Origin of the sequence: Meiothermus cerbereus DSM 11376, from assembly GCF_000620065.1 — a bacterium.
GTDB classification, from domain to species: Bacteria; Deinococcota; Deinococci; order Deinococcales; family Thermaceae; genus Meiothermus; species Meiothermus cerbereus.
Map to the genome: position 1 here is coordinate 109,973 of NZ_KK211062.1, position 23,599 is coordinate 133,571.

The following is a 23,599-nucleotide window of genomic DNA, read 5'->3' on the forward strand; positions in this document are numbered from 1 at the left end:
GCTGCGGGGGGTACGGGGCCGCATGTTGTTCAAAGGGTAGCAAGCCCCCGGGCTTCCGTCAAGGATACTGAAAGCGGTCTGCACTTGCCGGACAGTTCGGTTAGAGTATGGCGGTATGGAAGCGTTTGAACACTACCTCGATCAGATGGCAAAAGTAGCCGTACAGGTGGGGCTGGGGCTCCAGGAGGGCCAGGAGCTGGTCATCACTGCTCCGATAGAGGCCGTGCCGCTGGTGCGAAAAATTACCGAATACGCCTATAAAGCCGGTAGCCCCCTGGTCAGCGTGCTCTACGACGACGACGCAGCCCACCTGCTGCGCTTTCAACACGCTCCCGAGGCCTCCTTCGACACCGCACCCAAGTGGCTCTACGACGGCATGGCCGAGGCTTTCCAGGCTGGAGCGGCCCGCCTGCACATCGCTGGCAACGACCCCAGCCTGCTTAAGGGTCAGAACCCAGAGCGGGTGGCCCGGGCCAACCACGCCCGCTCGCTGGCCTACCGGCGGGTATTGGAGCTCATCGCCAGCCACCACATCAACTGGAGCATTGTGGCCTACCCCCATCCGGCCTGGGCCAGGGCGGTTTTTCCAGATAGCGACGAGCAGGAAGCGGTAAAAAAGCTGTGGGAGGCCATTTTCAAAGCCTCGAGGCTCGATTCACCCGATCCCGTAGCCTCCTGGAAAGCCCACAACCAGTACCTCGCCGAGCGCGTGGCCTACCTGAATCACAAGCGCTACCACGCCCTGCACTTCAAAGGTCCCGGCACCGATCTGCTGGTGGGCCTGGCCGATGATCACCTCTGGGCCGGTGGTGCGACCCGGGCCAAGAATGGCGTGGTCTGCAACCCCAACATCCCCACCGAGGAGGTCTTCACCACGCCCCATAAAGACCGCATTGAGGGCTATGTGCGTAGCACCAAGCCCCTCTCCTATTTGGGCAGCCTCTTAGAGGACATCGAGATGCGCTTCGAAAAAGGCCGCGTAGTCGAGGCCAGAGCCAAAAGCGGGGCCGATGTGCTGAACCGGGTACTGCAAACCGATGAAGGCGCGCGTAGCCTGGGCGAGGTGGCCCTGGTGCCGCACTCCTCCCCCATCGCGCAAAGCGGCCTTCTGTTTTACAACACCCTCTTCGACGAGAATGCCGCCAGTCACGTCGCGCTGGGGCAGGCCTACAGCGAGTGCATTCGGGGTGGGAGCCAGCTAAGCCCCGAAGAACTCGCGGCCAAAGGTGCCAACCGCAGCCTCATCCACATCGACTGGATGATTGGCTCTGGAGAAATAGACGTAGACGGCATTACCGCCTCCGGGCAGGCCGAGCCCCTGATGCGTAAGGGCGAGTGGGTTTAGCGCCAGCTATGGTTCTTGAAAGGCCGCTTCTAGCCCAGCACCTACAGCTATTTTTACTGGATTCACAATGTGTATTTGCTAACTGAGCGTCTAATATGGTGCGTACCACAGTAAAAGTCAAATGGTAAGAGCGTTGGTTCTTATTGGGCTATTTACGCTGATGCTGGCGAAAAGCCAGGCCGAGTATAACGTTATAGAGCTGCACCTGATTATCGAGAACCGAGGGATTTACCTGCTCAGCCCGGTGGTGCAGAGCCCCCTCGAGGTGCAGGTGCGAAGCCCCCAGGAAAGCCGCCGCTTACTCTTCAGCTACGAAAGCATTCTCTCTCTGGAAGCGGCCTTTTCCAGTCCACCACAAGGCGCCGAGAACATCGAATGGTTTTACGATGGCCGCTGGTTCGTAAAACGAAACGGCTTCTGGGAACAGCAGGAGCTCGAACTAAAGGCTGCCACACCAACTGAAGTGGGCTGGCTTAAGGCTCAGCTTGACAAACTTTTCAAGCCACCGCTGGAGCTGGTGGATTTTCCCCAGCAGCCCGCCTTGCCCCCCTTGCGCTACGACCCCGAGCCGGGCGCCATTCTGTACAGCACCGTCTGGATACGCCCGGCTGAAGCGGCCAGCCTCGAGCTGCCCCGGCTCCTGGGCATCATCCCCGTGAAGCTAGGGGGACTGCGGCCACGCGGTGCCTGGCTTGGCAGCCCTGCGGAGGTGGAGCATCTGTGGCGGGAGTTTGGCCTTAGCAATCCGCCCAAAACCAACCCCAGCAGCGCGGTAGGCTTTTATTTTAGCGGGCTGCGCAACGAAAGCTTCAGGGCAAAGGTGCTGGATATGAAGCTGGAGGCTGAGGCCTTGCAGGCCGTGCTCGAGCTGGAATCAAGCGAAGCCCGCTCGCCTGAAATGACCGGGGTGCTGCTGGTCTTTGAAACCCCCCGGCGTGCTACCCTTCAGGTGGCCGACTCTAAGGGCAATATCCTGGGCACCTACCGCTAAGCGCACACCAGCCTAATCCTGAGGCCTTGGTCGGACAGGTTGAAGCTAGCCACCTTTGCACCATATAGGTGTTAACAAGCACCCACGCGCCAATTGTGCTGCATCAGGGGGTCAGTATAACCTGCTCACGACCGGGTTTGCTCGAGGTAGCGCTCCCAGGCTGCCAATGCGTGCGAAAAGGCGTAGCCCCGGTTTGCCAGAAACCGAATGGCCCGGGGTTTTTCGCCCCTGTGGCGGTTGGCATAGCGCCCCAGCAGGGCCACGGCTTCCTCTATCGGGTCGTGTTCAGCAGCCTGCTGTGCCAGCACCTGTTCTACTATCTCGCGCGAAACGCCCTTCTCCAAAAGGGCCCGGCGTAGCTTGGCCGCACCCCATTTCCCCGCATACAGCCTGGTATAACCTTCAGCGTACTGAAAGTCATCGAGATAGCCCAGCTGCTTGACCCGCTGCAACACTGCCGCCACCACGTCCGGCTCTGCCCTGCGGGCCAGTTTTTGGCGTAAGGCCGCCTCTGGGTAAGCCCTCGCCCCTAGCAAGCGCACCGCATACAAAAATAGCTGGTCGGGGGTCTCGTTCTTCATTCACCCCATTATGCTTTATGCGTAATGAGAAAGTTTGATTGGGCTTCCCTCCCCAAACCGCACTTGACGCTGGGGCATGAACCCTAGACACTAGACTGAGCCATCTGAGGTGGCTGCCGAGGCCCCCTGTATCCTATGCGCGTCTTTGCCATTGCCGACATCCATCTGTCTAAAGCCTTCCCCAAGCCCATGAACATCTTCGGGCCCGAATGGGACGGGCATCCCGAGGCTGTTTTTGAAGAGTGGCGCAAGGTTGTGAGCGATGACGACCTGGTTGTTGTAGCGGGGGATATCTCCTGGGCCATGAAGCTGCCCGAAGCCCTGCTCGACCTGGCCGACCTGGCCCAGCTTCCCGGCACCAAGGTACTGTTGCGTGGCAATCACGACTACTGGTGGCCCTCGATTAGTCGTTTGCGCCAGGTACTGCCGCCCCGAATGCACGCCTTACAACACGACTCGCTGATTATCGGAAACCTGGCCATTGCCGGTAGCCGCGGCTGGGATACCCCGGGCAGCTACAACTTCACACCAGAGGACGAAAAAATCTACAAGCGCGAAGTGGAGCGGCTGGCGCTCTCGCTCAAAACCCTCCAGGGCCATGACTACGAACATCTGGTGCTGGCCATGCACTATCCGCCCTATGGCCCCACCGGCGGTTCCACCGGTTTCACCGAGCTAATCGAGCGGCACCGTCCCACCTGTGTGGTCTACGGGCACCTGCACGGCGCCGACCCGGACAGGCTACCCAAAGACTGGAAAGGCATACCCCTATATTTTGTTTCTGCCGATGTGGTGCATTTCAGACCCCAGCTTATCCTCGAGACCCCCCACCAGATTCACACCTACCAGCCCTCACAGCAGACCCACACCTAAAAGCCGCGGTTCATGCCGGCTTCAGCAATCGCTTCGCTGAGGTACGTCCCCGTAAAGACCGGCGCACACCCCTCACGCCATTCGGCGACTTGTTGAACCTCCTTTCATCTGGGGTATCATCCAGGCATGATTACTGCGTTTGTCCTGATCCAGACCAGCCGCGAGTCCACCGCCGAAACCGCCGAGGCCGTCGCCGAAATTCCTGGTGTGGCCGAGGTGTACTCGGTTACTGGCGAGTGGGATCTGGTGGCTATTTTGCGCTTCAAGGATTTTGAGCAGCTCGACGATATCGTAACCCTGGGGCTACGCAAGCTAAAGGGCATCGAGCGCACCCAGACCCTGCTGGCTTTCAGGGCCTATTCGCGCAAGTTGCTCGAGCAGGGCTTTAACATCGGCGGCGAAGGTCTGTAGTCTCCCCATGTTTCGCTTTTTCATGCTAATCCAGCTTGGCCTCATGCTGCTGGGCCTGGTCTGGATGGAGCTGGCAGGCTATGCGGCCATAAAAAACCCCGATCCCCTGCGCGATAGCCTGTTCTTCTTGTTGTTGTTTTTTGGGCTGGTGGGGCTCGAGCGCCTGTTCTCTCTGCTATTCCCACAAAGCTTTCGGGTCGCCGAGGCCCTGCACGGCCAGCTTGGAGTGGTCATGCGCTCTCAAGGCATCACCCACCATCAAGCGCTGCTGCTGGCCCTGGCCTCTGGGGTAGGCGAAGAGGTGTTTTTCCGTGGTGCTTTACAAAATGCCCTGTTTGGCGACTGGCCGGGGGTGCTGCTCCAGGCCGTGGTGTTTACCATGTTCCACCCCGTACCCGACCGCCGGGCCTGGAGCTACCCGCTGTTCATCTTTTTGGGCGGGATAATGTTTGGGGCCGCCTATTTGCTTACTGGAAGCCTGATTCCAGGCATTCTAGCGCATTACCTCCACAACGCCAGGGGCTTCTACCAGCTGCTGGATCAGGGCGAAACAGGAAAGGGAATTTAGTCAGGTTAGGGCCAGACCTACGAAGTACGCCAGAGCCTCCATTCTGATATGCTTTGAGAGCTATGGCCTACAAGAAAATCACGGTTCCCGCAGGCGAGAAGATTTCCATTCACGATGGCAAGCTGCAAGTTCCCGACCAACCCATTGTGGGCTTCATTGAGGGCGACGGCACCGGCCCCGACATCTGGAGAGCCGCCCAGCCCGTGCTGGATGCAGCAGTAGCCAGGGCCTACGGCGGCAGACGCAAGATTGCCTGGGCCGAAATTTACGCTGGCGAAAAAGCCAACCAGGTCTATGGCGAGACCATCTGGCTGCCCGACGAAACCCTCGAGTTCATCCGCGAGTACCTGGTGGCCATCAAAGGGCCGCTCACCACTCCGGTGGGGGGCGGGATCCGCTCGATTAACGTGGCCTTGCGCCAGGAGCTCGACCTTTACGCCTGCGTGCGCCCGGTGCAGTGGTTCGAGGGGGTGCCCAGCCCAGTGCGCCACCCCGAGCTGGTCAACATGGTCATCTTCCGCGAGAACACCGAAGACATCTACGCCGGCATCGAGTTTCCCAAGGACAGCCCAGAGGTCAAGAAGTTCCTCGAGTGGTTCAAGACCGAATTCCCCAAGCCCTACAGCAAAATTCGTTTCCCCGAGACATCCGGCATCGGCATTAAGCCAGTCTCGCAAGAGGGTACCCAGCGCCTGGTAGAGGCCGCACTCAACTACGCCATCGACAACGACCTGCCGTCGGTCACGCTGGTGCACAAGGGCAACATTATGAAGTTCACCGAGGGGGCCTTCCGCGACTGGGGGTACGCCCTGGCCAAGAGCAAGTACGGTGCGGTAGATCTGGACGGCGGCCCCTGGCAGACCTTCACCAACCCCAAAACCGGCAAGCAGATCGTGGTGAAGGACATGATCGCCGACAACTTCCTGCAGCAGATCCTGCTGCGCCCCTCCGAGTACAGCGTCATCGCCACCCTTAACCTGAACGGCGACTACATCTCCGACGCCCTGGCCGCCCAGGTTGGGGGTATCGGGATTGCCCCTGGCTCCAACGTCAATTACTACACCGGGCACGCTGTTTTCGAGGCCACCCACGGCACCGCGCCCAAATACGCAGGCAAGGACCAGGTCAACCCCAGCTCGGTAATTCTCTCGGGCGAGATGATGTTGCGCTATATGGGCTGGACAGAGGCCGCCGATTTGATTATCCATGCCATGACCAAAACCATCGCCCAGGGGCGCGTTACCTACGACTTCCACCGCCTGATGGTAGCCGAAGGCCGCAGCGCAACCCTGCTCAAGTGCAGCGAGTTCGGCCAGGCGCTTATCGAGAACATGTAGGGCTACACCAAAAGATGTTCTCTGCGAAGGGGGGTTAAGTGAACCCCTCCTGAATCGTCCCGTTAGGGGCAGGTCAGAGCACCCTGGTTTTTTGAGCTAATGCTACCCACACTTCAGGCGGGGGCCCCGGAAAAAAGACCTTTTTATTACCCGTCCCGAAGGGGATCGTCCCGTTGGTGCACGGGCACCGCCCATCCCGAAGGGGATCGTCCCCTCGAGCGGGGCGAGCAGTCACTTGAACAGGCTGCTCACCCAAACTCGGTATAATGGGCATCATCAGGAGCGGTACTTTTCAGCTAAAAGAGGGAGGCTTCATGGTACAGGTTCTTTTGGTGTTGGGTTTTCTTCTGATGCTCTACAACACCTACACTGGCTTTCAGATGAAGGGCAAAGCGCCCGGTGGGGTGATTGGAGAACGGCTCACCCAGCTCAATCTGTTTATTTTGCTTTTCGCGCTGGGGTATCTGGTTGTGGGGGTGCTGACCTGGAGTCGCCCAGTTGACGCCCTGCTGCTGATTGTGAGTCTAATTTTGTTGTTTGGAGCGATATTTGTCCTGCTGGTTCTACGACTAGTACAGGCCGTATTAGCAGCACTCGAGGGTTGATGCAAATCTACCGCCAAACCTCCAAAGCGCTGGATATTTTCCTCAACCGGGATGAGCGCCTGGTGTATGCCCTTTGTCGTGAGGAAATAAGCGACATCGTGCTGGCCCAGCGTACCCAGCTCCCGCTGGACGTTCTGAACAACACCCTATCTGCGTTGCTCGAGCATGGCCTGATCGAAATAGTGGCGTCATCTCAAAGTGCGCCAAGCCAGCCAGCAGATCCACAGCCTGCCACGCCCACGCCGGATAAGCTGGTTGCTACAAAAGCCCAGCTGGCCGCCATTCTCAAGGCCGAACTGGGAGAGCACGCAGCAAAGTTTCTACCAGAAATTGAGCAGAAACAAAGCCTGGGCGAGCTCGAGGACTGGAGCCACAAACTGGTAATAAAGCTCAGGCTAACCCTGAGCCAAAAAGCTGCGAATGCCCTCGAGGCCCGCCTGCAATCTCTTTTTGCCTAGAGAACAGTTCCCCCAAAACCACCGGCAAAGCGCGCCTGCAGAGCGTAAAGTGCCCGGTTTATCCCTCCAGCTCTTGCAGCACCCCACGCAGGCGACGGGTCATGACCTGGGCGTACTCCACCCATTCGGCCAGAGCCTGCTCTACCGACTGACGCATCAAAAACTCGCCTGGCGAGAGGCGTTTTAACAGCAGGAATGGAGGGCTGCTGAGGCTCTCGAGCACCTTTTGTAAGCGGTCGGCCTCGAGGTTCAGCTCCCGCGCCATTGGCATCAGGTCGGCCAGCAAAAAGACCCGCTGCGCCGGCTGGTCGGCCAGCAGGGTCAGAACCGCCGAAAAGTGGCTGCGCTCGCGCAGAACCCCCGAAATTTCGCCCTCGATGGCCTGTATGGATTCCAGGTCTATACGGCCTTCCCGCAGCAGGCGTTCGATGTCAAGAGGCCCTACTGGAAAGACATCGCGCAGCTTAACCAGTCGCTGCAAGGCCTCGGGTGAGACGTAGCCCAGGCCTGCCTGCGCCAGCCCCGAGGGCCGCACAGCGGCGATCTCGGCCAGGGCTTCGGGCCTGGAAGACTCGCCAGCCACAATGGCGGCATACTGCACCCGGCCCTGCTGGCGGTAGGCCAGCAGCTCTTTAGACTCCATCTCACCAAATTTAGCCAGAGCCAGGTGAAAGGTTCGCCGCCCCAAAGCCGCCCTGAAAACCCAGGGCGCGCTACCCGACTCTCGAGAAAACCCCAAAGCCTCGAGATCAGCTGAAAATGCAGGCACCTCGCTTGCAATCGGCTTGTGCGGGAAAATAACCTCTTTGGGATAAGGCGTAACCTTGACCCGCTTCTCGGGCTTTTCTGGCAAGGGTTCGCTGGGCTTTTGTCTGGGGCGCTCTGGCTCGGCCTGGCGGGGCCGGGCCGGCTTGGCTACGGGCGTTAGAGCTTCCAGCGTAATCTTGTCACCCTCGAGGTGCAGCACAATTTTGTCATTCACACCCAAACGCCGTTTGAGGTAGTAAGGCGCAAGGCCCTCAAGGCGGCTATATGCCCAGTTAACGGTGGCGTCATAGGTTTCGCCATCTTCATCGAGAAGGGCAATCCGCTCTTTGCCCTGCAAAAAAACCCGCAGTGGCTGGGTTAGGCTCATGGTTCCAGTGTTAAGGCAAGTGCTGGTGAGGACGTAGCGCGCAATCATAGGTTTCCTAACGGGCCTTGTTGGCCAACTGGCTGGTCGGGGTCGGGTGGCCTGCGGTAAGCATGTAATACATTTCGCGTGCGACCTGTAGCGTGGTTTCCACGTCTCCCAGGGCGCGGTGACGGCCGGCAATGGGCCCCAGGTCGAAGGCCCAGGCCAGGGCATCCAGCCCGCGTTTGGGAAGTCCGGGCAGGGCCTTGCGGGCCCAGTCTATCGTGTCTACCACAGGGTTATCCAGTCGGTAACCCAGGCGCCGCAAGCGAGGCTGCAAAAAGCCCAGGTCAAAGCCAGCATTCTGGATAATCAGGGTGGCGTTGTCCAAGAGTGGCAGGGCTTCACCTAGAACTGTGTAAATATCGGCAGCACCGCGCACATCCTGGTTTCGGATTCCGGTCAGTCGGCTGATGAAAGGCGGAATCGGCATGCCCGGATTGACCAGCCGCTCAAACACCGTGAGCTGGCCATTTTCCAGGCGAATCAGGGCCAGCTCGATAATTTCGCTGTTTTCCGGGGAAAGCCCAGTGGTTTCTACATCGAGCACCACAACTGCTTCGCCCGGTGCTGGAAAACTGTATTTCCACTCCCACAAACCCACCTCAGCTGCGACGCGTTCAAAACGCCCATCCAGCAGGCTTTTCAGCAGGTCGCTGGCCCAGGAACCTTTGGGCAAGCCCTGTGCGGCCAAGAGCTGCTCGGCCAGGGAGCGCTCGGGAAGGTGGCGGCCAACGCTGCGTAGATGGCGGGCGAGTCGGGTAGATAGTCGGTAGTGGGTAGGACTCATGGATTGGGGTTTGGGTATCGGCGATGCGTGCGGCATAAGCACGAAACCTCGAGGTAAGACTTGAGACCCGGTAAAGAGCCAGAAAATACCTGCGAGTTCACAGATGAATTCGAGGTCTCGCAGGGAGTATACCGCAGCTTACACAGATATGACAGGCCTTATAACCGTTAACGGAGTCGCGTTAAGTCGGCGTTTCTTTCTGGGTTTGCCTGCCGGAACCTAAAGCCAGGCCCAGGTCTGCCACCCAGACCACCCCCGACCTACAAGCTGGCCACTCGAGCAAAGGCCCCTTCGGTAGCCTGCTCAAAAGCGTTGGCTGCAACAAATATCTGCTCGTCGTGCAGTGGTTTGCCTATAAGCTGAACCCCCACCGGCAGGTGCCCCTCAAACCCCGCCGGAATGCTCATGGCCGGCACCCCAGCCAGGTTAATGGCTACGGTGTCGATGTCGGCCAGGTACATCGAAAGGGGATCGGCGGTTTTTTCGCCAAAACGGAAGGCCGGGAAAGGGCTGGTTGGGGTAAGAAGCAGGTCAGCCCTGGCAAACGCCGCGTCCAGGTCGGCTTTAATTTTGGCTCGAGCCCGTAAGGCTTTGCCGTAATAGGCCTGGTAGTAGCCGGAGGATAGCACAAAAGTGCCCATCAGTATGCGCCGCTGCACCTCGGGGCCAAACCCCTGCTCACGGCTTCGCATCATGGTCGCGATGCTGTCTTCGGCAGGCACCCGCAGGCCATACAGGGTTCCATCATAGCGGGCCAGGTTGGAGCTGATTTCGGCGGTGTTAACGATGTAATAAGCGGCCAGGGCGTAGTCGAGGGTGGGCAGGCTGACCTCCACAAAGCGCGCACCCTGGGCTTCCATCACGCTTCGGAAGCGCTCGAGGGCCTCCAGCACCCCCGGTGAATTACCCATAGCCAGGGCTTCTTTGACAATACCGATGGTGAGGCCTTTGGCCGAGGCCTGCAAGGCCGCCACAAACCGAGGCTCGGCTTCCAGGCTGGTGCTGTCCCGGGGGTCGTAGCCGCTCACCACGTCGCTCAGCAGGGCCAAATCCTGCAGCGAGCGGGCCATAGTACCCACCTGATCTAAGCTGCTGGCCGTAGCCACCACCCCATAGCGTGAGATGCGGCCATAGGTAGGCTTGAAGCCGTAAACCCCACATAGCGCAGCCGGCTGGCGCACGCTCCCGCCGGTGTCGGTGCCGAGCGCCAGCGGAACCATACCGGCTGCTACCGCCGCCGCCGAGCCCCCCGAGGTGCCCCCCGGCACCCGCTCGAGGTCCCAGGGGTTGCGGGTAGGGCCAAAAGCCGAATACTCGGTGGAAGAACCCATGGCGAACTCGTCCATGTTGGCCTTGGCTACCAGCACCGCCCCAGCCTGGTGCAGCTTTTCCACCACAGTCGCGTTGTATGGCGGCACAAAGTCGGCCAGCATTTTAGAGCCACAAGTCGTCTGTAAGCCTTGGGTACAGATATTATCCTTGATCACAATGGGAACACCGGCCAGAGGAAGGTTCTCGCCCTTGGCGAGGCGCTCTTCCACCGCTCTCGCCTCGAGCAGGGCCTGGGGGTTCAGGCGAATCAGGGCATGAACCTGAGGCTCGAGCTGCTCTATTCGCTTTAGAGAAGCCTCCACCACCTCGCGCGGCGAGCCCTGACCCGACTGGATGCTCTTCACAATTTCTTGCGCCAACATACCGCCCCATGATAAGGCGCATCAGCTCGAAGTGGCATACCCCGCTAGGTCATGGGAACCATCCAGCGAGATTCCCGGTTGAGGGCGTTTTGAGCTGAAAAAGTCACTGCTTGAGGGGGCCTTCACGGTGCATGGCCCAGCGCCACTGACGGCTATCGCGCCGCACTCCCCAAATGCTGGTCGAGAAATGCAGTGGTCCGTTGTGCAATCTGGCTCCAACCCTCTTCGGCGCTTATGGTGGCTGGGTTGTCGCCCCGCTGGGGGCCGTAGGCCCCAAAACCAGCATGGTTCAGACCAGGGATGACCTGTTTGAGCGTATTTTTGGGAAACTTAGGCGCGCTGGCCTCGAGCTGCTCCCCACGCACAACCCCGTCCCGCTCACCAAACAGGGCCAGGGTCGGGAGGTCTTTTCCCGACAGGTCATTTTGCGGGTAAGCAGCCCACATCACCAGGGCTCTGACCTCGGGGTTGCTCTGGGCAAAGTTGGAGGCCACCACCCCGCCCAGGCTGTGTCCACCCACGGCCCAGGGCAACTCTGGTGCTTCGGCCAGCGCTGCTCTGGCCTTGCCCTGCTCGGTAACGGCCAGGTTGAAGCGAACCCGCAGCAAGGCAACCCGGTACCCAGCCGCTGCAATCTTGCGTAAAACAGGGGCATAGGCTTGAGGCTCGACCAGCCCACCAGGATAGAAGGCCAGCCCCCCCTTAACCGTCCCCTGGGGGGTAAATACCCAGCCGTAAGGGGTGGCCTGCACCTGAACCTGGCTATCCGGTGCCAGGGCCTCCAGGGCCGCCTGGGTGGGCGGATAGGAGGTCAGCGCCCGCTGGGTGTACCAGACGATGGCTGCAGCAAAAAGCAACAGCCCTCCAAAGAAAACCAACCAGAACACACGTTGTTTGCTCATAAAATCCAGGCCGACAAGAAATCTTCTTATTTTGGGGCTTTAACCGAGTTTGGCTGAACCGTTGGCGTCCACCTCGACCAAAGGGAGTGTTGCAGGATGCGAAACTCTGCGAAGCCGGTGTTGGAGGAAGCCGCACACCAAGCAGGCTAGGCAAAGCTTCAGCTGGCTTCGTAGTTCCCCTTGTACTCCAGCCGCTCGCGCCCTTAGTCGCCGATGGCCGGGACGGCACCAACCGCTTGTAGCTCGCGGCGCAGCTTATCATAGCGCCGCCGCTCGAACAGGTAAAAGGCCGCCGGCACCACATACAGCGTAAGCAGCATCGAGACCGAGACCCCACCCAGGATGATAATCCCCAGCGGGCGGCGGAACTCCGAACCTTCACCGCTGGCGGCAATGAGCGGAATGGAGATCATCAGCACCGTGAGGGTGGTCATCAGGATGGGACGCAGGCGCAGGCGTCCGGCCTCGACCAGGGCCTCATACAAAGGCTTTTCGCGGGCCTGGCGTACGGCAAAGTCCAGGAGCAGGATGGCGTTTTTGGTCACCAGACCAATAAGAATCACCACCCCCAGCACCGAAATTACGTCCAGGCCACTGCGGAAGAAATAGAGGAACCAAAACGCCCCTACCAGCGCCAAAGGCACCGGAAGTAGCAGGTACAGCGGATAGCGAAAGGTGTTGAACTGGCTCGAGATCACCAGGAAGTTCAAGAGCAAGGCCAGCCCGAAAGCAATGGGGGCACTGCGGGCCAGGTCGCCCACAAACGCCGTGGAACCCTGGGTTTCCAGCTGCACGCCGTCGCTAAAGACCCCCGCTTTTTCCAGCTCCTGCCGCACCAGGTTGGAGAGCTGGAAGGTTCCAATCTCGGAGTTGGGGGCCCGGTTGGCGTTGATACCGGCAGAGAAGGCCTGGTTGGTGCGCGAGAGCTGGGCCGGGGTCTGGCGGCTTTCAAACTGCCCCAGGCTGCCGATGGGCAGGGTGCTCCGCAGGGCAGGAGCAGCCACCGGAAGCGAAAGCAGGCTGGACTGATCGGGCACCAAGCGCGGGTCGGCTCGAACCACAATGGGAATATCGTCGCCGCCCGAACGGACGTTGCCCGCCTCGGTGCCGGCATTGTAGATGCGCAGGGTCTGGGCCAGGTCGCTTGGGGTGAGGCCCGTGCCGATGAGCCGGCTGGGGTTGGGCACCAGCACCCGCTCGGTGGCGGTTTCCTCGAGGCTGCTGCGAACGTCTATCAGGTAGGGCAGGTTTCGCATGACCTCGAGGGTCTGCCGGTTTTTCTCCGCCAGCAGGGCGGGGCTGGGGGCGGTCAGGGTGAATTGCAGGTCGGCGGCTCCCCCTGGCCCTCCTTCGGGCACGGTTACCCGCAAATCAGCTTCGGGTCGGTCACTCAAAAGCTTCTGCAGGGCTTCGCGGAAGCTCGGCAAAAGTTCATAGACATCCTGGCGTTCACTCTTGCCCACCAGCTCGACCACAATGCGGGCCCGCTCGGGGTTGCCTCCCCCTAGGGTACTTTGCGAGCTGCCCACGGTATTGAGCACCGAGCGCACCTCGGGGCGGGCCACCAGCCAGGCCTCGAGGCGGCGCGAGAGGGCATCGGTCTCGGATAAGGCGGTGCCCTTGGGCAGCACCAGATCCACGTTCATCTGCCCGTTGTCGTTTTTGGCGGTGAAGTTGAAGGGAATTTTTGGGGCCACATAGCCGATGCTCAGGAAAAAGACCAGGCCCACCAGTAGCACCCAGGGGCTTTGCTTCAAAGCCGCGGCCAGGCTGCGGGCGTAGAACTCCCGCAAGGCCAGGAACACCCTTTCGGACACCCCGTGCAGGCTTCCGGTGATGGCTCCGGCCAGACCAAACACCAGCGAGAACAGCCAGCGCAAGGGGGCCAGCAGCAGGGTAAAGGGGGTAATCAGCACGTTGAACCACCGGCGCGAGGGGTTCAGGCCCGGCTGCTGGTAGACGTGCAGACGCAGACCCCAGTGCAGATCCTGGCCCAAGCCCAGCACCCGCTGGCCGAGCTGGCGCCAGGTGGGGGGTTCGGGGTCGGGGAAGTAGGCCAGGCGCACGGTGAGGAAAAACAGGGCCTCGAGCCAGCTCACCGCGATGGCCGCCGCCAGCACGATGCCAAACTGCCGGAAGAACTCCCCGATAATGCCTGGTAGAAAGCTGATCGGCAAGAACACCGCCAGAAGCGAAAGGGTGGCCGCCGAGACCGCCGAGAGCACCTCAGTGGAGCCCTTGAGCACCGCCTGCAGGTTGTCGTAGCCCATCTGGCGGTAGCGCTCGATGTTCTCCGAAAGCACGATGGAGTCGTCCACCACGATACCCACCGCCACGATGATGGCCAGCAGGCTAATCACATTGAAGGTAAAGCCCAGCAGGCCAAACACAATCAACGCGCCCGACATGGTGATGGGAATGGCCAGCACCACGCTAAAGACCGAGTTGAGCTTGCCTAGGAAAATCAGGGTGATGAAGGAGACGATGGCGGCAACCAGCAGCACCTCGCGGAAAGTGTCGTTGACGGTGTTTTCGATGAAGGTGGTGGTATCGCCCACAATACGGGCCTGGTAGCCTTGCGGCAGCCGGACTTCCTGCAGGGTGCGCTTGATGCCCTGGGCCACCGCCACTGCGTTGGAGTCGGGGGTTTTACGCACAGCCAGCGGGATTACCGGCTGGCCGTTGAGCCGGGTCAGGCGGGTGGGGTCGGCCTGGGCATCACGCACCACGCCCAGATCCCGCACCCGCAGGCCACGGGCTGGATCCACCAGAATGTTCCCGACTTCCTCGGGGGTGGTGGGGGTGTTGCGTAAGGTAAAAAGCAAGCGCTGCCCCCGGTCGCTCTGGGTTCCGGCGGGCACGGCCAGCGCCGAGGCCTGGATGGCGCCCACCACCTGGGCTGGGGACAGGTTATAGGCGCCCACCTTGTAGGGGTCGAGCAGAACCTGCACCTGCCGCTCGGGCGCCCCCTGTACCTGCACGTCGGCTACCCCTGAGATGAGCTGTAAGCGGGGCTTTAGCACGTCGTTGGCGTACTTGGCTACCTCGCGCAGGTCGCGTCCATCGGCTGAGAGGGCAATAAAGAGAATCGGTGAGGCCGCGGGGTCGAAGCGCTGCACCACCGGGGTCTGGGCATCGCGGGGCAGTTGCCCCCGTACCGCCGACACCCGCTGGGAAACATCGGTAGCCACCCGGTTGATATCCTGGCCAAACTCGAAGGAAACAATCACCTGGGAAAAGCCCTCACCCGAGAGCGAGGCGATCTGGTCGAGGCCCGACAGGGTGGAGACCGCATCCTCGATGGGGCGACTCACCTGCTGTTCGACTTCTTCGGGCCCGGCTCCCGGGTAGGCCGTGGTCACGGCCACCACCGGAATCTCGAAGCGGGGCAGCAGGTCTACCCCCACCCGGCTGCCGGTGATAAGGCCGAACAACACCATGGCCAGGAAGACAGCCGTAGAAAACACCGAGCGCTTTACAAAGAAGGCAATGATCGGATTGACCGGCTTGCCGTCTGGGGGTTCGGGAGCTACAACAGGGCGTTCTGGCTGGCTCATACCCACCTCTGGTTCATGCGGGTGCTAAACAAGGTGCTCACTGCACCACCTCCACCGCGTCCCCATTGCTGAGGCTCGAGGGCACCGGAAAGACCACCGGTCCACTGCCCAGCCCCTCCACCGCGACCCGGGCTCCGGTATCGCCCAGCACCCGCACCGGGGTGCGTACCGCCTTGCCCTCCTGCACCACAAACACGTAGGTGCTGCGGCCCTCGGTGCGCAAAGCGCCAGCGGGCAGCAGGCTGCCCTGGGCCAGGGTGAGGGTGTAGCGCACCTGGCTGCTGGCCCCGGGGGGCAGGTCGCCTTCGACCTGAGCGGTCAGCTCGACCAGGCGATCGGTGCCGGGCACTTTGCTGCTCTTGCGCAGGGTAGCGGGGTAGCTCTTGCCCCCGTAGAGCACCTCGACCTTGCTGCCCAGCGGCAACGCGGCGGCTTCCTCGGGGGGCAGGCGGAAGGTGGCCTCGAGCCTCGAGGTATCGGCCAGCCGGAAAGCCCGCTGCCCTGCGCTCACAAACTCGCCGGGGTTGGCAAAAATCTCCGCCACCACCCCCGCAAAAGGGGCCCGTACCTCGGTGTCGGCTACCGCTCGCCGGGCCTGGGCCAGTTGGTTCTGGGCTTGCTGCACCTGTAGGCGCAAGAGGGCCAGGTCTTCGCTGGAAGCCCGCTGGGCCCGGGCCAGGTTTTCACGGGCGTTGTCGAAGGCAGCTTTGGCCTGGTTGTAGGCAGCCTCGAGGCCGGTGAGTTCAACCTGCGAGATGGCCCCCGCCTTGAAGAGTTGTTGCCCCTCCACGTAGCGCCGCTCGGCCACCTGGAGGTTGGCCTGGGCCGATTCCAGGCTGGACTGCAGGGGAGCCAGAGAACCCGAGGTCGAGCGCTGGGCCCGCTCGAGGTTCACCTGGGCCTGCTCCAAGGCCAGCTCAGCGTTACGCAAGGCGGTTTGAGCGTTGGCAGGGTCGAGCCGCAAGACCACCTGGCCCTGGACGACCCGGCTGCCCTCGGCCACCCGCACCTCCAGCACCTTGCCCGAGGCCGTGGCCCCCACCTGGCTTTCCCGCACCGGCAACAGGGTAGCCCCAGCGGTACGCACGGTGGTCAAAGCACCGCGCTCGGGCTGCACCACCCGCACCTTGACACTGCGGGAGACAGCGCTCTGTGTCGAAGCGGGGTTTTCGCTCTGGGTCGCGCGGCGCGGCCCACACCCAGCCAGCAACAGCGCCGCCAGCCCCAGCCAGAGCCAGGTTCTGTATGCGGCCTGGTTCATCAGCGACCCCCCGCCAGCAGGCTGTAGTAAGCCCGGAAGTAGTTCCCCAGGGCTTGCTGGGCGGCCAGCTCGGCCTGGGTGTAAGAAAGCTCGGTCTGGAGGTAGGTCACCTGGCTAATCAGACCTGCCTCCAGGCGCTTTTTATCGTTGGCGAGGGCTTCACGGGCATTGGCCAGGGCGGCCTGCTGTACCGCCAAAGACCTGGCGGCAGCCTGGAGGTTCTGGTACAGGGAGTCGTACTGCAGCGCCAGGCCGCGCTCAATTTCCTTCGCACCCGCAACGGCCTGTTCGGCCCTCGACCTGGCCGCGTCTATATCAGCCCTGGCTGCATAGCTGGGATCCAGCAGCTCGACCTGGAGCTGGGCCAGCTCGGCCCGCTGACGGGCCTGCAAAACGTCGGGGTTCTTGGCCAGCAACCCTTGCAACACACTGGCCTCAGGCAAGGCCGGCGGGGAGGGCAGGGGGGTTATGGCATTGAAAGCACCCACCAGGCTGCGCAGCGAGCTTTGGGCCAGGGCCAGCCCATTTTCGGCCCGACTGGCGTTGCTCTTAGCATCGTCCAGGCGGTTCTGGGCGTTGCGGACGTCCAGGGCCGTGCCGGAGCCGTTGCGCTGGCGAATCTGGGCAATCTCTAGGCCACGGGCGGCCACCTCGAGGGCCTTCTGGGCCAAGCGCACCTGCAGCTGGGCCTCGAGCACCTGGGTATAGCTCGCCACAATGCTGCTCTGGGCCTGGGCCAGGGAGCGCTCATAGCTGGCCTGGGCCAGCGCCGCGCGCTGCTCGGCCTGCACCCGGGTGGGGCGGGTTAGCAGGGGGTCGGACAAAACCCGCCCCAGGTTGGCTTTTGCGTCGTCCAGTTCGGCTTTAGCTGCCACCACCGGGGCCTGTTCTACCGCTTTAGCTAAAGCGGACTCGAGGGTCAGGCCTGGGCCTTGGGCTAGGGTAAAGGAGGTCAGGAGCAGGGCCAGTTGTGCAAGAAGGTTGGCAACAGCCATTTTCATCGGTTCACCTCGCTGAGGGGTAGGGCAAAGTAGCGGTACAGATCCAAAATTCGCTGGGTTCGGTTGAGTTCGGCCTGTTCAAGACTGAGCCGGGCCTGGGCCAGGGCCAGTTCGGCCTGGAGGGAGGAAAGCGGGCTCACCAGACCCAGCCGCTCGCGCTCGCGGGCTTCGGCCAGGCTGCGCTCGGCGTCAGCACGGGCCTGAAGGGCGTTGGCCAGGCTCTGCTCGGCAGTTTGCAATGAAGAGCGCAGCAAATCCTCCTGGAGCTTGCTGTTGCGGCGGGCTGCCTCGAGGGCCTGCCGGGCGGCGTCTACCTGCTTCTGGGCTGCTTCGATGGCATCCGCCACACCAAGTGCAATGTTGGCCGAGAGCCCGATTTGCAGGGTGCCCACGATGCGATTCTGGGGAGCGCTGCGGCCCTGGGACTGGTTGGTGTAGCTAAGGGTGGGTTGCAGGGTGCGGGAGTTGATGGAGAGGGTTAGCGAATCGTTGTCGGAGGTGTTGCGGGTGTAGCTGCCCTGCACCACCGGCAAGACCCCCCGCAAAGCCCGGTCGTAGGCAATCTGGGCGTTGGCCAGCTGTAGCTCGGCCTGCCGTACCTGGGGCGGGAGGCCCTGGCTGGGCACAATCAGGCGGGGTGGGGCGGCGCTTCCCTGACCAATCAGTTCAAAGAGGCTTTGCCGGGCCAGGGCCAGGTTGCGCTCGGCATCGGAGAGCTGGAGGGCCGCTTGCCGCAGGCTGGCCTCGGCCTGGCGCACCTCGCTGGGGCTGGCGGCCCCGCGGCTTTCGCGCAGTTTGCTGGCCTCGAGGTTGGCCTGAGCCAGCTGCACCCCAAGCCGGGCCACCTCGAGCCCCGTCTCGGCCAGACGCACCCGCAAAACCGCCTCTACCGCCTGGGCCTCGAGCTGGGTACGGGCCTGCCGCAAGCCCAGGGCCGCCTGCTCAACCCCCAAAGCGGCCTGGTTGGCTGCGTCCGACACATCGCCAAAGGGAAAGGGAGTAAAGGTCAGGCCCAGGGTTATCTGCCGCCCGTCGCTGGGCAGACTGGCGCACTGCGGGTTGAGCGGGTTGGGGCAGGTAGGCGCGCCAGGAGGCGGCGTAACCTCGAAAAACGAGAACCCCCCCTGGGCCTGAAAGCTCACCGGGCTCAAGGTAGCGCGTAGCTGGGCCTGGGCCGCCTCGAGGCCCAGACGGGCCTGTAGCAGCGAGGGGTGGCTTTCCAGCGGGGCAAAGAACCCCTGGGCCAGCCCGTTCACAGCCAGTGCCATCCAGATGAGAGCTGCCGACCTGGCCGCCACTGTGCCAAATTGGGCGCTGTGGGGTTTGTTCATGGCTCCACCACCTGTTCGTAGGAGGCCATGCCCTTGCCGGGGCTGGCGTCAATGAGTTTGCGGTAGCTTTCGGTCAACATATTGAGCTCCTCCTGGCTCAGGCGCGCAAAGCGCTCACGCGAAACCGCCCGCCAGTGTTCACGCATCTGCCCCAAAAAATCTTTCCCAGGCTCGGTCAGCAAAATGCGCACCTTACGTTTGTCACTGGCGTCCAGTTGCCGCCGCACCAGGCCGCGCTCCTCAAGGCCGGTTAGAAGCTGCGATACCCCAGGCGGCGAGGCATCCATCACGAAGGCCAGGCTCGAGGGCTGATCGATTCCCTCCGAGATGCACATCAGCGCAAAAGCCTGCATCGGAGAGATTCCGAGTCCGGCAAAGGCTTTTTGCTGGTCGAGCCGCATCTGCCACACCAGGTGGGTGGACAGCCGCCACAGCTCGTCCAGCGTTTCGTCCAGGGCAAAGTTCATACGCATGAAATATTAGGCTAACTAATGGGTAAGGAAAGCGAGCTTCGCTACACTTTTCACAAAAACAACACCATCGAGACCCGCTAAGGCGTCGCAGGTTGGGCTATACTAGAGCCCGAATTTGTTTTAGCCTCTCCCCCGCCCGCTTGACCTGGCGGGGGTTAAGCGAGCTCAAAATTATGTGTCAGCGCATGGTAAGCTACTAGCAACATGGGGGAAAAGGTCTTTGAAGAGCGGGAGCTGATTTTAGAGCTGTTCCCTGGAACTTCCCCGGAGCTGTTGCCTCCGGGGGAAGTGCTTTATTACCGCGATAAAGATGGGCGGGTGCACATCGAGGAAAGCCCGCTTCATCTGCTGCTGGAGCCCCTCGAGTCCTCCGGCAGCACCACACCCATCATCTGCGAGGCCTGCCAGCGGCACGTTTCCCGCACAGCCGCACAGTTTTTTCGCTTTGGGGTGGGACAGGATGGCCGCCGCTTTCGCTATGTGGCCCTATGCCGCGACACCGAAAGCTGCTCGGGGGCGGCCCCGCCTGGGCGTTTGAGAGAAATCCTGTTGCGGGGTATACTACCCTGAGCAGGTGGACGATCCCCTTTGGGACAGACCGCTGGCGCGGCTGTTCACCGGTGGGCGGCCTCCTTTGGAGCAGGCTATTAAAGCTGTTCTCCATAGGAAGGCAGACAGTTGGGCTCGGCTCGGCAATGCCGGGCCTCTTCCATGACCAAAACAAGCGGTCTCGAATCAACACAGTGGGAGTAAAACATACTCGGAGCGCCACAACATTACCCCAGGAGGCTGGATGGCACGCGAAGTCAAGTTAACAAAATCGGGATACGAACGACTGGTGGCCGAACTTGAGCAAGAACGGGCCCGGCTCCAGGATGCCACGCGCATTTTGCAAGAACTCATGGAGTCTTCCGACGATTACGACGACTCGGGCCTGGAAGATGCCAAGCGCGAGAAAGCCCGCATCGAAGCCCGCATCGACTCGCTAACCGACACCCTCTCGCGCGCGCAAATCATGGAGGAAGAGGGCACCAAAGTTAGCGTGGTAACACTGGGGGCTGTTGTCAACCTGAAGTCGAAGCAGGGCGACCACATGGAGGTACAGGTGGTAGCCCCCGCCGAAGCCAGCGTGCTCGAGCACCCCATGAAAATCTCTGACGAAAGCCCCCTGGGTAAAGCCCTGCTGGGCCAGAAGGTGGGGGCCAGGGTGACGCTCGAGACCCCCAAAGGCAAAAAAGAGTTCAAGATAGAATCCATTCGCCACTAGTTGCCCGATAAGCTAGACGCCAGCAGTGCAGGCTGGTGGCGTTTTTTGCTATAGCCAAATTTGACAAAGTCAGCCTGCCCGCGCTTAGACTCTATAAGCTGGATGTGCTTATGCCCGAATACAGCGAACAGACCCAACAACGCCTAGCCAACCTCGAGGCCCTTGCGCAAGCCGGCTTCGAGCGCTTCCCCTACCGCTTCCCCAAAACCCACGACGCCGCCCAGATTCTTGCCAGCCACGCCGGCGCAGAACCCCAGCAAGAGTGGCCCGACCAAGAGGTTCGGGTAGCCGGCCGCCTGATGACCTTTCGGCACATGGGTAAGGCCAGCTTCGCCCACATCCAGGACGCCACAGGCCGGATTCAGCTCTACCTGGCCCGTGACCTCACCGAGCACTACGACCTGATCAAAAAACTCGATATTGGCGACATTGTGGGGGTAGAGGGCACGGTCTTCACCACCAAGACCGGCGAAATTACCATCAAGGTCAGGAAGTTTACCCCCCTGGTCAAGTCGCTGCATCCCCTGCCCGACAAGTGGCACGGCATCCGCGATGTAGAAACCCGCTACCGCCAGCGCTACCTCGACCTGATACAAAACCCCGAGGTGCGCGAAGTATTCCGCATCCGCAGCCGCATGTTGCGCTATATCCGCGACTTTTTCGACCAACGCGGCTTCCTCGAGGTTGAAGGCCCCACCCTGCAAGCCATTGCCGGCGGCACCGAGGCCAAACCCTTCAAGACCTTCCACAACGCCCTCGACCACGAGTTTAGTCTGCGCATCGCCCTCGAGCTGCACCTCAAGCGTCTGTTGGTGGGTGGCTTCGAGAAGGTCTTTGAGATTGGCCGCAACTACCGCAACGAGGGCATCTCGGTCAAGCACAACCCCGAGTTCACCATGCTGGAAGCCTACTGGGCCTACGCGGACTATAACGACATGATGGCCCTGGTCGAAGACCTGCTTTCGGGGCTGGTGCAGCACCTGTTTGGAACTACCCAGGTGCGCTACGGCGAGCACCTGATCGACTTTGCCAAGCCTTTCCGTCGGATAGACTTTGTAACTACCCTGAAGGAAAAAGCCGGACTCGACTTCGACCCCACCGACTTAGATCGCCTGCGAGCCTGGGCCGACCAGCATCACCCCGCGCTGCGCGGCGTGCCCAGCTACAAGCTGCTGGACAAGCTGTTTGGGCACTACGTGGAACACACCCTGATCCAGCCCACCTATGTGGTGGACGTGCCCCTGGCCATTAGCCCCCTGGTCAAGCGCCACCGCGACCCCAGCAAGCCCAACCTGACCGAGCGGGCCGATTTGTTTGTGGCCGGATTCGAGATTTCGCCCATCTACTCCGAGCTAAACGACGCCCTCGACCAGCGTGCCCGCTTCCAGGAGCAGGTCAAACGGCGCGAGGCCGGCGACGAGGAAGAGCCCGAAATTGACGAAGACTTTTTGCTGGCCCTCGAGTACGGCATGCCCCCCGCCGCAGGCTTGGGCCTGGGCATAGACCGGCTGGCGATGGTGCTCACCAACCAGGAAAGCATCCGCGATGTGATCTTGTTCCCCCTGCTCAAGCCGCGCAAAGAAGCCGAACCCGAGGAGTCCGCCGACCAAGAGTAGCCTAGCGCAGATTGAGCACCGGACAACCGTCTATTTGAATCGCAGTCGCCGCGCCGGGCGTACGTACCCTGTACTCCCCGGCGCTTCCGCTTTCTGCTGTAGAGGCCACCACGTTTCCCGCTTCGGTAAATACCACTATGCGCTCTGCCGCACCCCGCAGCCGCAACCGCACCTCGCCCAGGCTCAGGCCCACCTGTTCGATCTGGGCGGCACAGGGCGGGCTCGAGGGTGCGGACAAGCCTGGTTGTGCCGCTGAGCTGGGCGCGCCGGGTGGTTGTACACCAGGTTTTGGCTGCAAAAATAGGTACCCAAAGTAGGCCCCAATTGCCAGCAAAAGGGCAAGCCGTAGGGGGTTGAGTCTTTTGTCGTTCATGGTTCGATGATAATCCCGTTTCCATGGCCGAGCTTTCACCCGAGTGCAACGCCAGCTTGCGCCGGTAGTGCACGAGTTGGTACGCACCGTTTCAATCCTCACTCGAGCTCTCACCTGAGTGCAACTTCAGGTATGCTGCCGAGTTAAATTGCGCTTGCCACGGCAAATCTATGGTGAATCATTCTGACTTTTGCGACGAACAAAGGGAGGGAGCCTCAATAATGCAGGGAAAAGCAAAACGGGGTCATGGTTTTGCTGTAAACAGAAAGTCTTTACGCTGGGGTTGATCACCAACCGTAAGGGCTACAGATATGCGAATGTTAGTTTCCTTCGAAACTGGGTAATCAAAAAGTGGTTCAAAGTTCCACCCATTGCTGAAGTACGCTGTTGCCAAAGGGTAAAATGCATCACTAATCTTAGCTTTTGGGGGTACTATAGAAGGTGGCTTAGGGGCATTGCGATCGCCCCAGGTAGTTCCGCCGTTCACAACCCGCGAACTCCTCCCATCAGAAAGTACCATCGCACTCTCGTCCCATGACAGTCGCAATACCTTGTCTGAAAGATTTACCAGAGTAAAGGCGATTATAGTGCGGTATAAAGTCAATGTCATTTCATATTCGGAAGTCTTGTAGGTAAAGGTTCCTGCTGTATCGGGGCGGATGAGATGACCATCAACAGTCATAGTCCATACTTTCGACCCCTCACGCACGTCATAAAGAGCAGTTGGCGCACAGCCAACGAGCCCGATGCCTAGTAGAGCTATAACACCAATTACTTTTCTCATGATGTTCTCCTTGTGCGGTTGTTGCACGGCTATTACCTTTTGACCAGTTGATTTTGCTTAGCATTACAGAAATTTACAATTCCCCCGAACCGATTTTTTTCGAGGGCTTCAATCCTCACTCGAGCTTTCGCCCGAGTGCAACAGCCCTGTTTAGGCAGCACTGGGAGCGCCTGGAAGTTTCAATCCTCACTCGAGCTTTCGCCCGAG

At 60.9% G+C, this 23,599-nt stretch carries 23 protein-coding genes; 11 read left to right on the forward strand and 12 right to left on the reverse strand.

The features are described 5' to 3' along the window. Positions 1–115 precede the first annotated feature (115 nt). Both Q355_RS0114415 and Q355_RS0114420 read left to right on the forward strand, forming a co-directional pair. On the forward strand, positions 116–1,345 hold the full coding sequence (locus Q355_RS0114415; RefSeq protein WP_027878424.1) for an aminopeptidase: 1,230 nt from the start codon (positions 116–118) through the stop codon (positions 1,343–1,345). A 121-nt stretch (positions 1,346–1,466) separates the two neighbouring features. Continuing rightward, positions 1,467–2,336 carry a hypothetical protein gene (locus Q355_RS0114420; RefSeq protein ID WP_156941940.1) on the forward strand — a complete coding sequence of 290 codons (870 nt, stop codon included), beginning with the start codon at positions 1,467–1,469 and terminating at the stop codon, positions 2,334–2,336. Positions 2,337–2,461: 125 nt separating this feature from the next. Here Q355_RS0114420 and Q355_RS0114425 read toward each other — a convergent pair whose 3' ends face one another. Beyond that, the gene (locus tag Q355_RS0114425) at positions 2,462–2,917 is read right to left on the reverse strand and encodes a regulatory protein RecX (protein ID WP_027878426.1); all 456 of its coding nucleotides are present in this window, start codon (positions 2,915–2,917) and stop codon (positions 2,462–2,464) included. Between the two features lie 135 nt (positions 2,918–3,052). Between Q355_RS0114425 and Q355_RS0114430 the strand changes: the two genes are divergently transcribed. The 6 genes from Q355_RS0114430 to Q355_RS0114455 all read left to right on the forward strand — a co-directional run bounded on the left by Q355_RS0114430 (position 3,053) and on the right by Q355_RS0114455 (position 7,169). Further along, a complete protein-coding gene (locus Q355_RS0114430; RefSeq protein WP_027878427.1) occupies positions 3,053–3,790 on the forward strand; it encodes a metallophosphoesterase in 738 nt (245 codons plus the stop codon). A gap of 126 nt (positions 3,791–3,916) precedes the next feature. Continuing rightward, the gene (locus Q355_RS0114435; RefSeq protein WP_027878428.1) at positions 3,917–4,201 is read left to right on the forward strand and encodes an Lrp/AsnC ligand binding domain-containing protein; all 285 of its coding nucleotides are present in this window, start codon (positions 3,917–3,919) and stop codon (positions 4,199–4,201) included. 7 nt (positions 4,202–4,208) lie between these two features. Next, complete coding sequence (locus Q355_RS0114440) at positions 4,209–4,769, forward strand: CPBP family intramembrane glutamic endopeptidase (protein WP_027878429.1); 561 nt, start codon at positions 4,209–4,211, stop codon at positions 4,767–4,769. Between the two features lie 62 nt (positions 4,770–4,831). Continuing rightward, positions 4,832–6,106 (forward strand): NADP-dependent isocitrate dehydrogenase, encoded by a 1,275-nt coding sequence (gene icd / locus Q355_RS0114445; RefSeq protein WP_027878430.1) that lies wholly within the window; start codon positions 4,832–4,834, stop codon positions 6,104–6,106. A gap of 314 nt (positions 6,107–6,420) precedes the next feature. Continuing rightward, complete coding sequence (locus Q355_RS0114450; RefSeq protein ID WP_027878431.1) at positions 6,421–6,711, forward strand: hypothetical protein; 291 nt, start codon at positions 6,421–6,423, stop codon at positions 6,709–6,711. Beyond that, positions 6,711–7,169: a hypothetical protein gene (locus tag Q355_RS0114455; protein WP_027878432.1), complete on the forward strand. Its 459-nt coding sequence runs from the start codon at positions 6,711–6,713 to the stop codon at positions 7,167–7,169. The genes Q355_RS0114450 and Q355_RS0114455 overlap by 1 nt, the downstream gene beginning before the upstream one ends. Before the next feature lie 58 nt (positions 7,170–7,227). On the opposite strand, the gene Q355_RS0114460 is transcribed toward Q355_RS0114455, so the two are convergent. The 9 genes from Q355_RS0114460 to Q355_RS0114500 form a co-directional block, all read right to left on the reverse strand. Continuing rightward, the gene (locus Q355_RS0114460; protein ID WP_027878433.1) at positions 7,228–8,352 is read right to left on the reverse strand and encodes a hypothetical protein; all 1,125 of its coding nucleotides are present in this window, start codon (positions 8,350–8,352) and stop codon (positions 7,228–7,230) included. A 7-nt stretch (positions 8,353–8,359) separates the two neighbouring features. After that, positions 8,360–9,133, reverse strand: a complete 774-nt coding sequence (locus Q355_RS0114465) for an exonuclease domain-containing protein (RefSeq protein WP_027878434.1) — start codon at positions 9,131–9,133, stop codon at positions 8,360–8,362. Between the two features lie 260 nt (positions 9,134–9,393). Next, a complete protein-coding gene (gene gatA, locus Q355_RS0114470) occupies positions 9,394–10,827 on the reverse strand; it encodes an Asp-tRNA(Asn)/Glu-tRNA(Gln) amidotransferase subunit GatA (RefSeq protein WP_027878435.1) in 1,434 nt (477 codons plus the stop codon). Between the two features lie 152 nt (positions 10,828–10,979). Then, positions 10,980–11,729: an alpha/beta hydrolase gene (locus Q355_RS0114475; protein WP_027878436.1), complete on the reverse strand. Its 750-nt coding sequence runs from the start codon at positions 11,727–11,729 to the stop codon at positions 10,980–10,982. A gap of 203 nt (positions 11,730–11,932) precedes the next feature. Beyond that, a complete protein-coding gene (locus tag Q355_RS0114480) occupies positions 11,933–15,286 on the reverse strand; it encodes an efflux RND transporter permease subunit (protein ID WP_051529452.1) in 3,354 nt (1,117 codons plus the stop codon). A 37-nt stretch (positions 15,287–15,323) separates the two neighbouring features. Continuing rightward, positions 15,324–16,547, reverse strand: coding sequence for an efflux RND transporter periplasmic adaptor subunit (locus tag Q355_RS0114485; protein WP_027878438.1), 1,224 nt, complete (start codon positions 16,545–16,547; stop codon positions 15,324–15,326). Further along, positions 16,547–17,548: a TolC family protein gene (locus Q355_RS0114490; RefSeq protein ID WP_027878439.1), complete on the reverse strand. Its 1,002-nt coding sequence runs from the start codon at positions 17,546–17,548 to the stop codon at positions 16,547–16,549. The genes Q355_RS0114485 and Q355_RS0114490 overlap by 1 nt, the downstream gene beginning before the upstream one ends. Continuing rightward, positions 17,545–18,879: a TolC family protein gene (locus Q355_RS0114495; RefSeq protein WP_245597603.1), complete on the reverse strand. Its 1,335-nt coding sequence runs from the start codon at positions 18,877–18,879 to the stop codon at positions 17,545–17,547. The genes Q355_RS0114490 and Q355_RS0114495 overlap by 4 nt, the downstream gene beginning before the upstream one ends. After that, positions 18,876–19,352 carry a MarR family winged helix-turn-helix transcriptional regulator gene (locus tag Q355_RS0114500; protein WP_027878441.1) on the reverse strand — a complete coding sequence of 159 codons (477 nt, stop codon included), beginning with the start codon at positions 19,350–19,352 and terminating at the stop codon, positions 18,876–18,878. Before Q355_RS0114500 ends, Q355_RS0114495 begins: the two co-directional genes overlap by 4 nt. Before the next feature lie 204 nt (positions 19,353–19,556). On the opposite strand from Q355_RS0114500, the gene Q355_RS0114505 reads away from it, so the two are divergent. The 3 genes from Q355_RS0114505 (at position 19,557) to lysS (ending at position 22,235) form a co-directional block, all read left to right on the forward strand. Next, on the forward strand, positions 19,557–19,922 hold the full coding sequence (locus tag Q355_RS0114505) for a hypothetical protein (protein WP_027878442.1): 366 nt from the start codon (positions 19,557–19,559) through the stop codon (positions 19,920–19,922). Between the two features lie 223 nt (positions 19,923–20,145). Continuing rightward, on the forward strand, positions 20,146–20,619 hold the full coding sequence (locus Q355_RS0114510; protein WP_027878443.1) for a GreA/GreB family elongation factor: 474 nt from the start codon (positions 20,146–20,148) through the stop codon (positions 20,617–20,619). Between the two features lie 110 nt (positions 20,620–20,729). After that, on the forward strand, positions 20,730–22,235 hold the full coding sequence (gene lysS / locus Q355_RS0114515; protein ID WP_027878444.1) for a lysine--tRNA ligase: 1,506 nt from the start codon (positions 20,730–20,732) through the stop codon (positions 22,233–22,235). A 1-nt stretch (position 22,236) separates the two neighbouring features. Here the strand turns inward: lysS and Q355_RS0114520 are convergent, their stop codons facing one another. Together Q355_RS0114520 and Q355_RS16825 are read right to left on the reverse strand one after the other, a co-directional pair. Then, positions 22,237–22,608, reverse strand: coding sequence for a hypothetical protein (locus Q355_RS0114520; RefSeq protein WP_027878445.1), 372 nt, complete (start codon positions 22,606–22,608; stop codon positions 22,237–22,239). Between the two features lie 244 nt (positions 22,609–22,852). Next, entirely contained in the window at positions 22,853–23,392 is a 540-nt protein-coding gene (locus Q355_RS16825) for a hypothetical protein (protein WP_156941941.1), read from the reverse strand. Between the last annotated feature and the right edge of the window lie 207 nt (positions 23,393–23,599).

Bases quoted from the DNA above. Each gene is read 5' to 3' on its own strand.
- Q355_RS0114415 (WP_027878424.1), top strand. From the start codon at position 116: ATGGAAGCGTTTGAACACTACCTCGATCAGATGGCAAAAGTAGCCGTA.
- Q355_RS0114420 (WP_156941940.1), top strand. From the start codon at position 1,467: ATGGTAAGAGCGTTGGTTCTTATTGGGCTATTTACGCTGATGCTGGCG.
- Q355_RS0114425 (WP_027878426.1), bottom strand. From the start codon at position 2,917: ATGAAGAACGAGACCCCCGACCAGCTATTTTTGTATGCGGTGCGCTTG.
- Q355_RS0114430 (WP_027878427.1), top strand. From the start codon at position 3,053: ATGCGCGTCTTTGCCATTGCCGACATCCATCTGTCTAAAGCCTTCCCC.
- Q355_RS0114435 (WP_027878428.1), top strand. From the start codon at position 3,917: ATGATTACTGCGTTTGTCCTGATCCAGACCAGCCGCGAGTCCACCGCC.
- Q355_RS0114440 (WP_027878429.1), top strand. From the start codon at position 4,209: ATGTTTCGCTTTTTCATGCTAATCCAGCTTGGCCTCATGCTGCTGGGC.
- icd (WP_027878430.1), top strand. From the start codon at position 4,832: ATGGCCTACAAGAAAATCACGGTTCCCGCAGGCGAGAAGATTTCCATT.
- Q355_RS0114450 (WP_027878431.1), top strand. From the start codon at position 6,421: ATGGTACAGGTTCTTTTGGTGTTGGGTTTTCTTCTGATGCTCTACAAC.
- Q355_RS0114455 (WP_027878432.1), top strand. From the start codon at position 6,711: ATGCAAATCTACCGCCAAACCTCCAAAGCGCTGGATATTTTCCTCAAC.
- Q355_RS0114460 (WP_027878433.1), bottom strand. From the start codon at position 8,352: ATGATTGCGCGCTACGTCCTCACCAGCACTTGCCTTAACACTGGAACC.
- Q355_RS0114465 (WP_027878434.1), bottom strand. From the start codon at position 9,133: ATGAGTCCTACCCACTACCGACTATCTACCCGACTCGCCCGCCATCTA.
- gatA (WP_027878435.1), bottom strand. From the start codon at position 10,827: ATGTTGGCGCAAGAAATTGTGAAGAGCATCCAGTCGGGTCAGGGCTCG.
- Q355_RS0114475 (WP_027878436.1), bottom strand. From the start codon at position 11,729: ATGAGCAAACAACGTGTGTTCTGGTTGGTTTTCTTTGGAGGGCTGTTG.
- Q355_RS0114480 (WP_051529452.1), bottom strand. From the start codon at position 15,286: ATGAGCCAGCCAGAACGCCCTGTTGTAGCTCCCGAACCCCCAGACGGC.
- Q355_RS0114485 (WP_027878438.1), bottom strand. From the start codon at position 16,547: ATGAACCAGGCCGCATACAGAACCTGGCTCTGGCTGGGGCTGGCGGCG.
- Q355_RS0114490 (WP_027878439.1), bottom strand. From the start codon at position 17,548: ATGAAAATGGCTGTTGCCAACCTTCTTGCACAACTGGCCCTGCTCCTG.
- Q355_RS0114495 (WP_245597603.1), bottom strand. From the start codon at position 18,879: ATGAACAAACCCCACAGCGCCCAATTTGGCACAGTGGCGGCCAGGTCG.
- Q355_RS0114500 (WP_027878441.1), bottom strand. From the start codon at position 19,352: ATGCGTATGAACTTTGCCCTGGACGAAACGCTGGACGAGCTGTGGCGG.
- Q355_RS0114505 (WP_027878442.1), top strand. From the start codon at position 19,557: ATGGGGGAAAAGGTCTTTGAAGAGCGGGAGCTGATTTTAGAGCTGTTC.
- Q355_RS0114510 (WP_027878443.1), top strand. From the start codon at position 20,146: ATGGCACGCGAAGTCAAGTTAACAAAATCGGGATACGAACGACTGGTG.
- lysS (WP_027878444.1), top strand. From the start codon at position 20,730: ATGCCCGAATACAGCGAACAGACCCAACAACGCCTAGCCAACCTCGAG.
- Q355_RS0114520 (WP_027878445.1), bottom strand. From the start codon at position 22,608: ATGAACGACAAAAGACTCAACCCCCTACGGCTTGCCCTTTTGCTGGCA.
- Q355_RS16825 (WP_156941941.1), bottom strand. From the start codon at position 23,392: ATGAGAAAAGTAATTGGTGTTATAGCTCTACTAGGCATCGGGCTCGTT.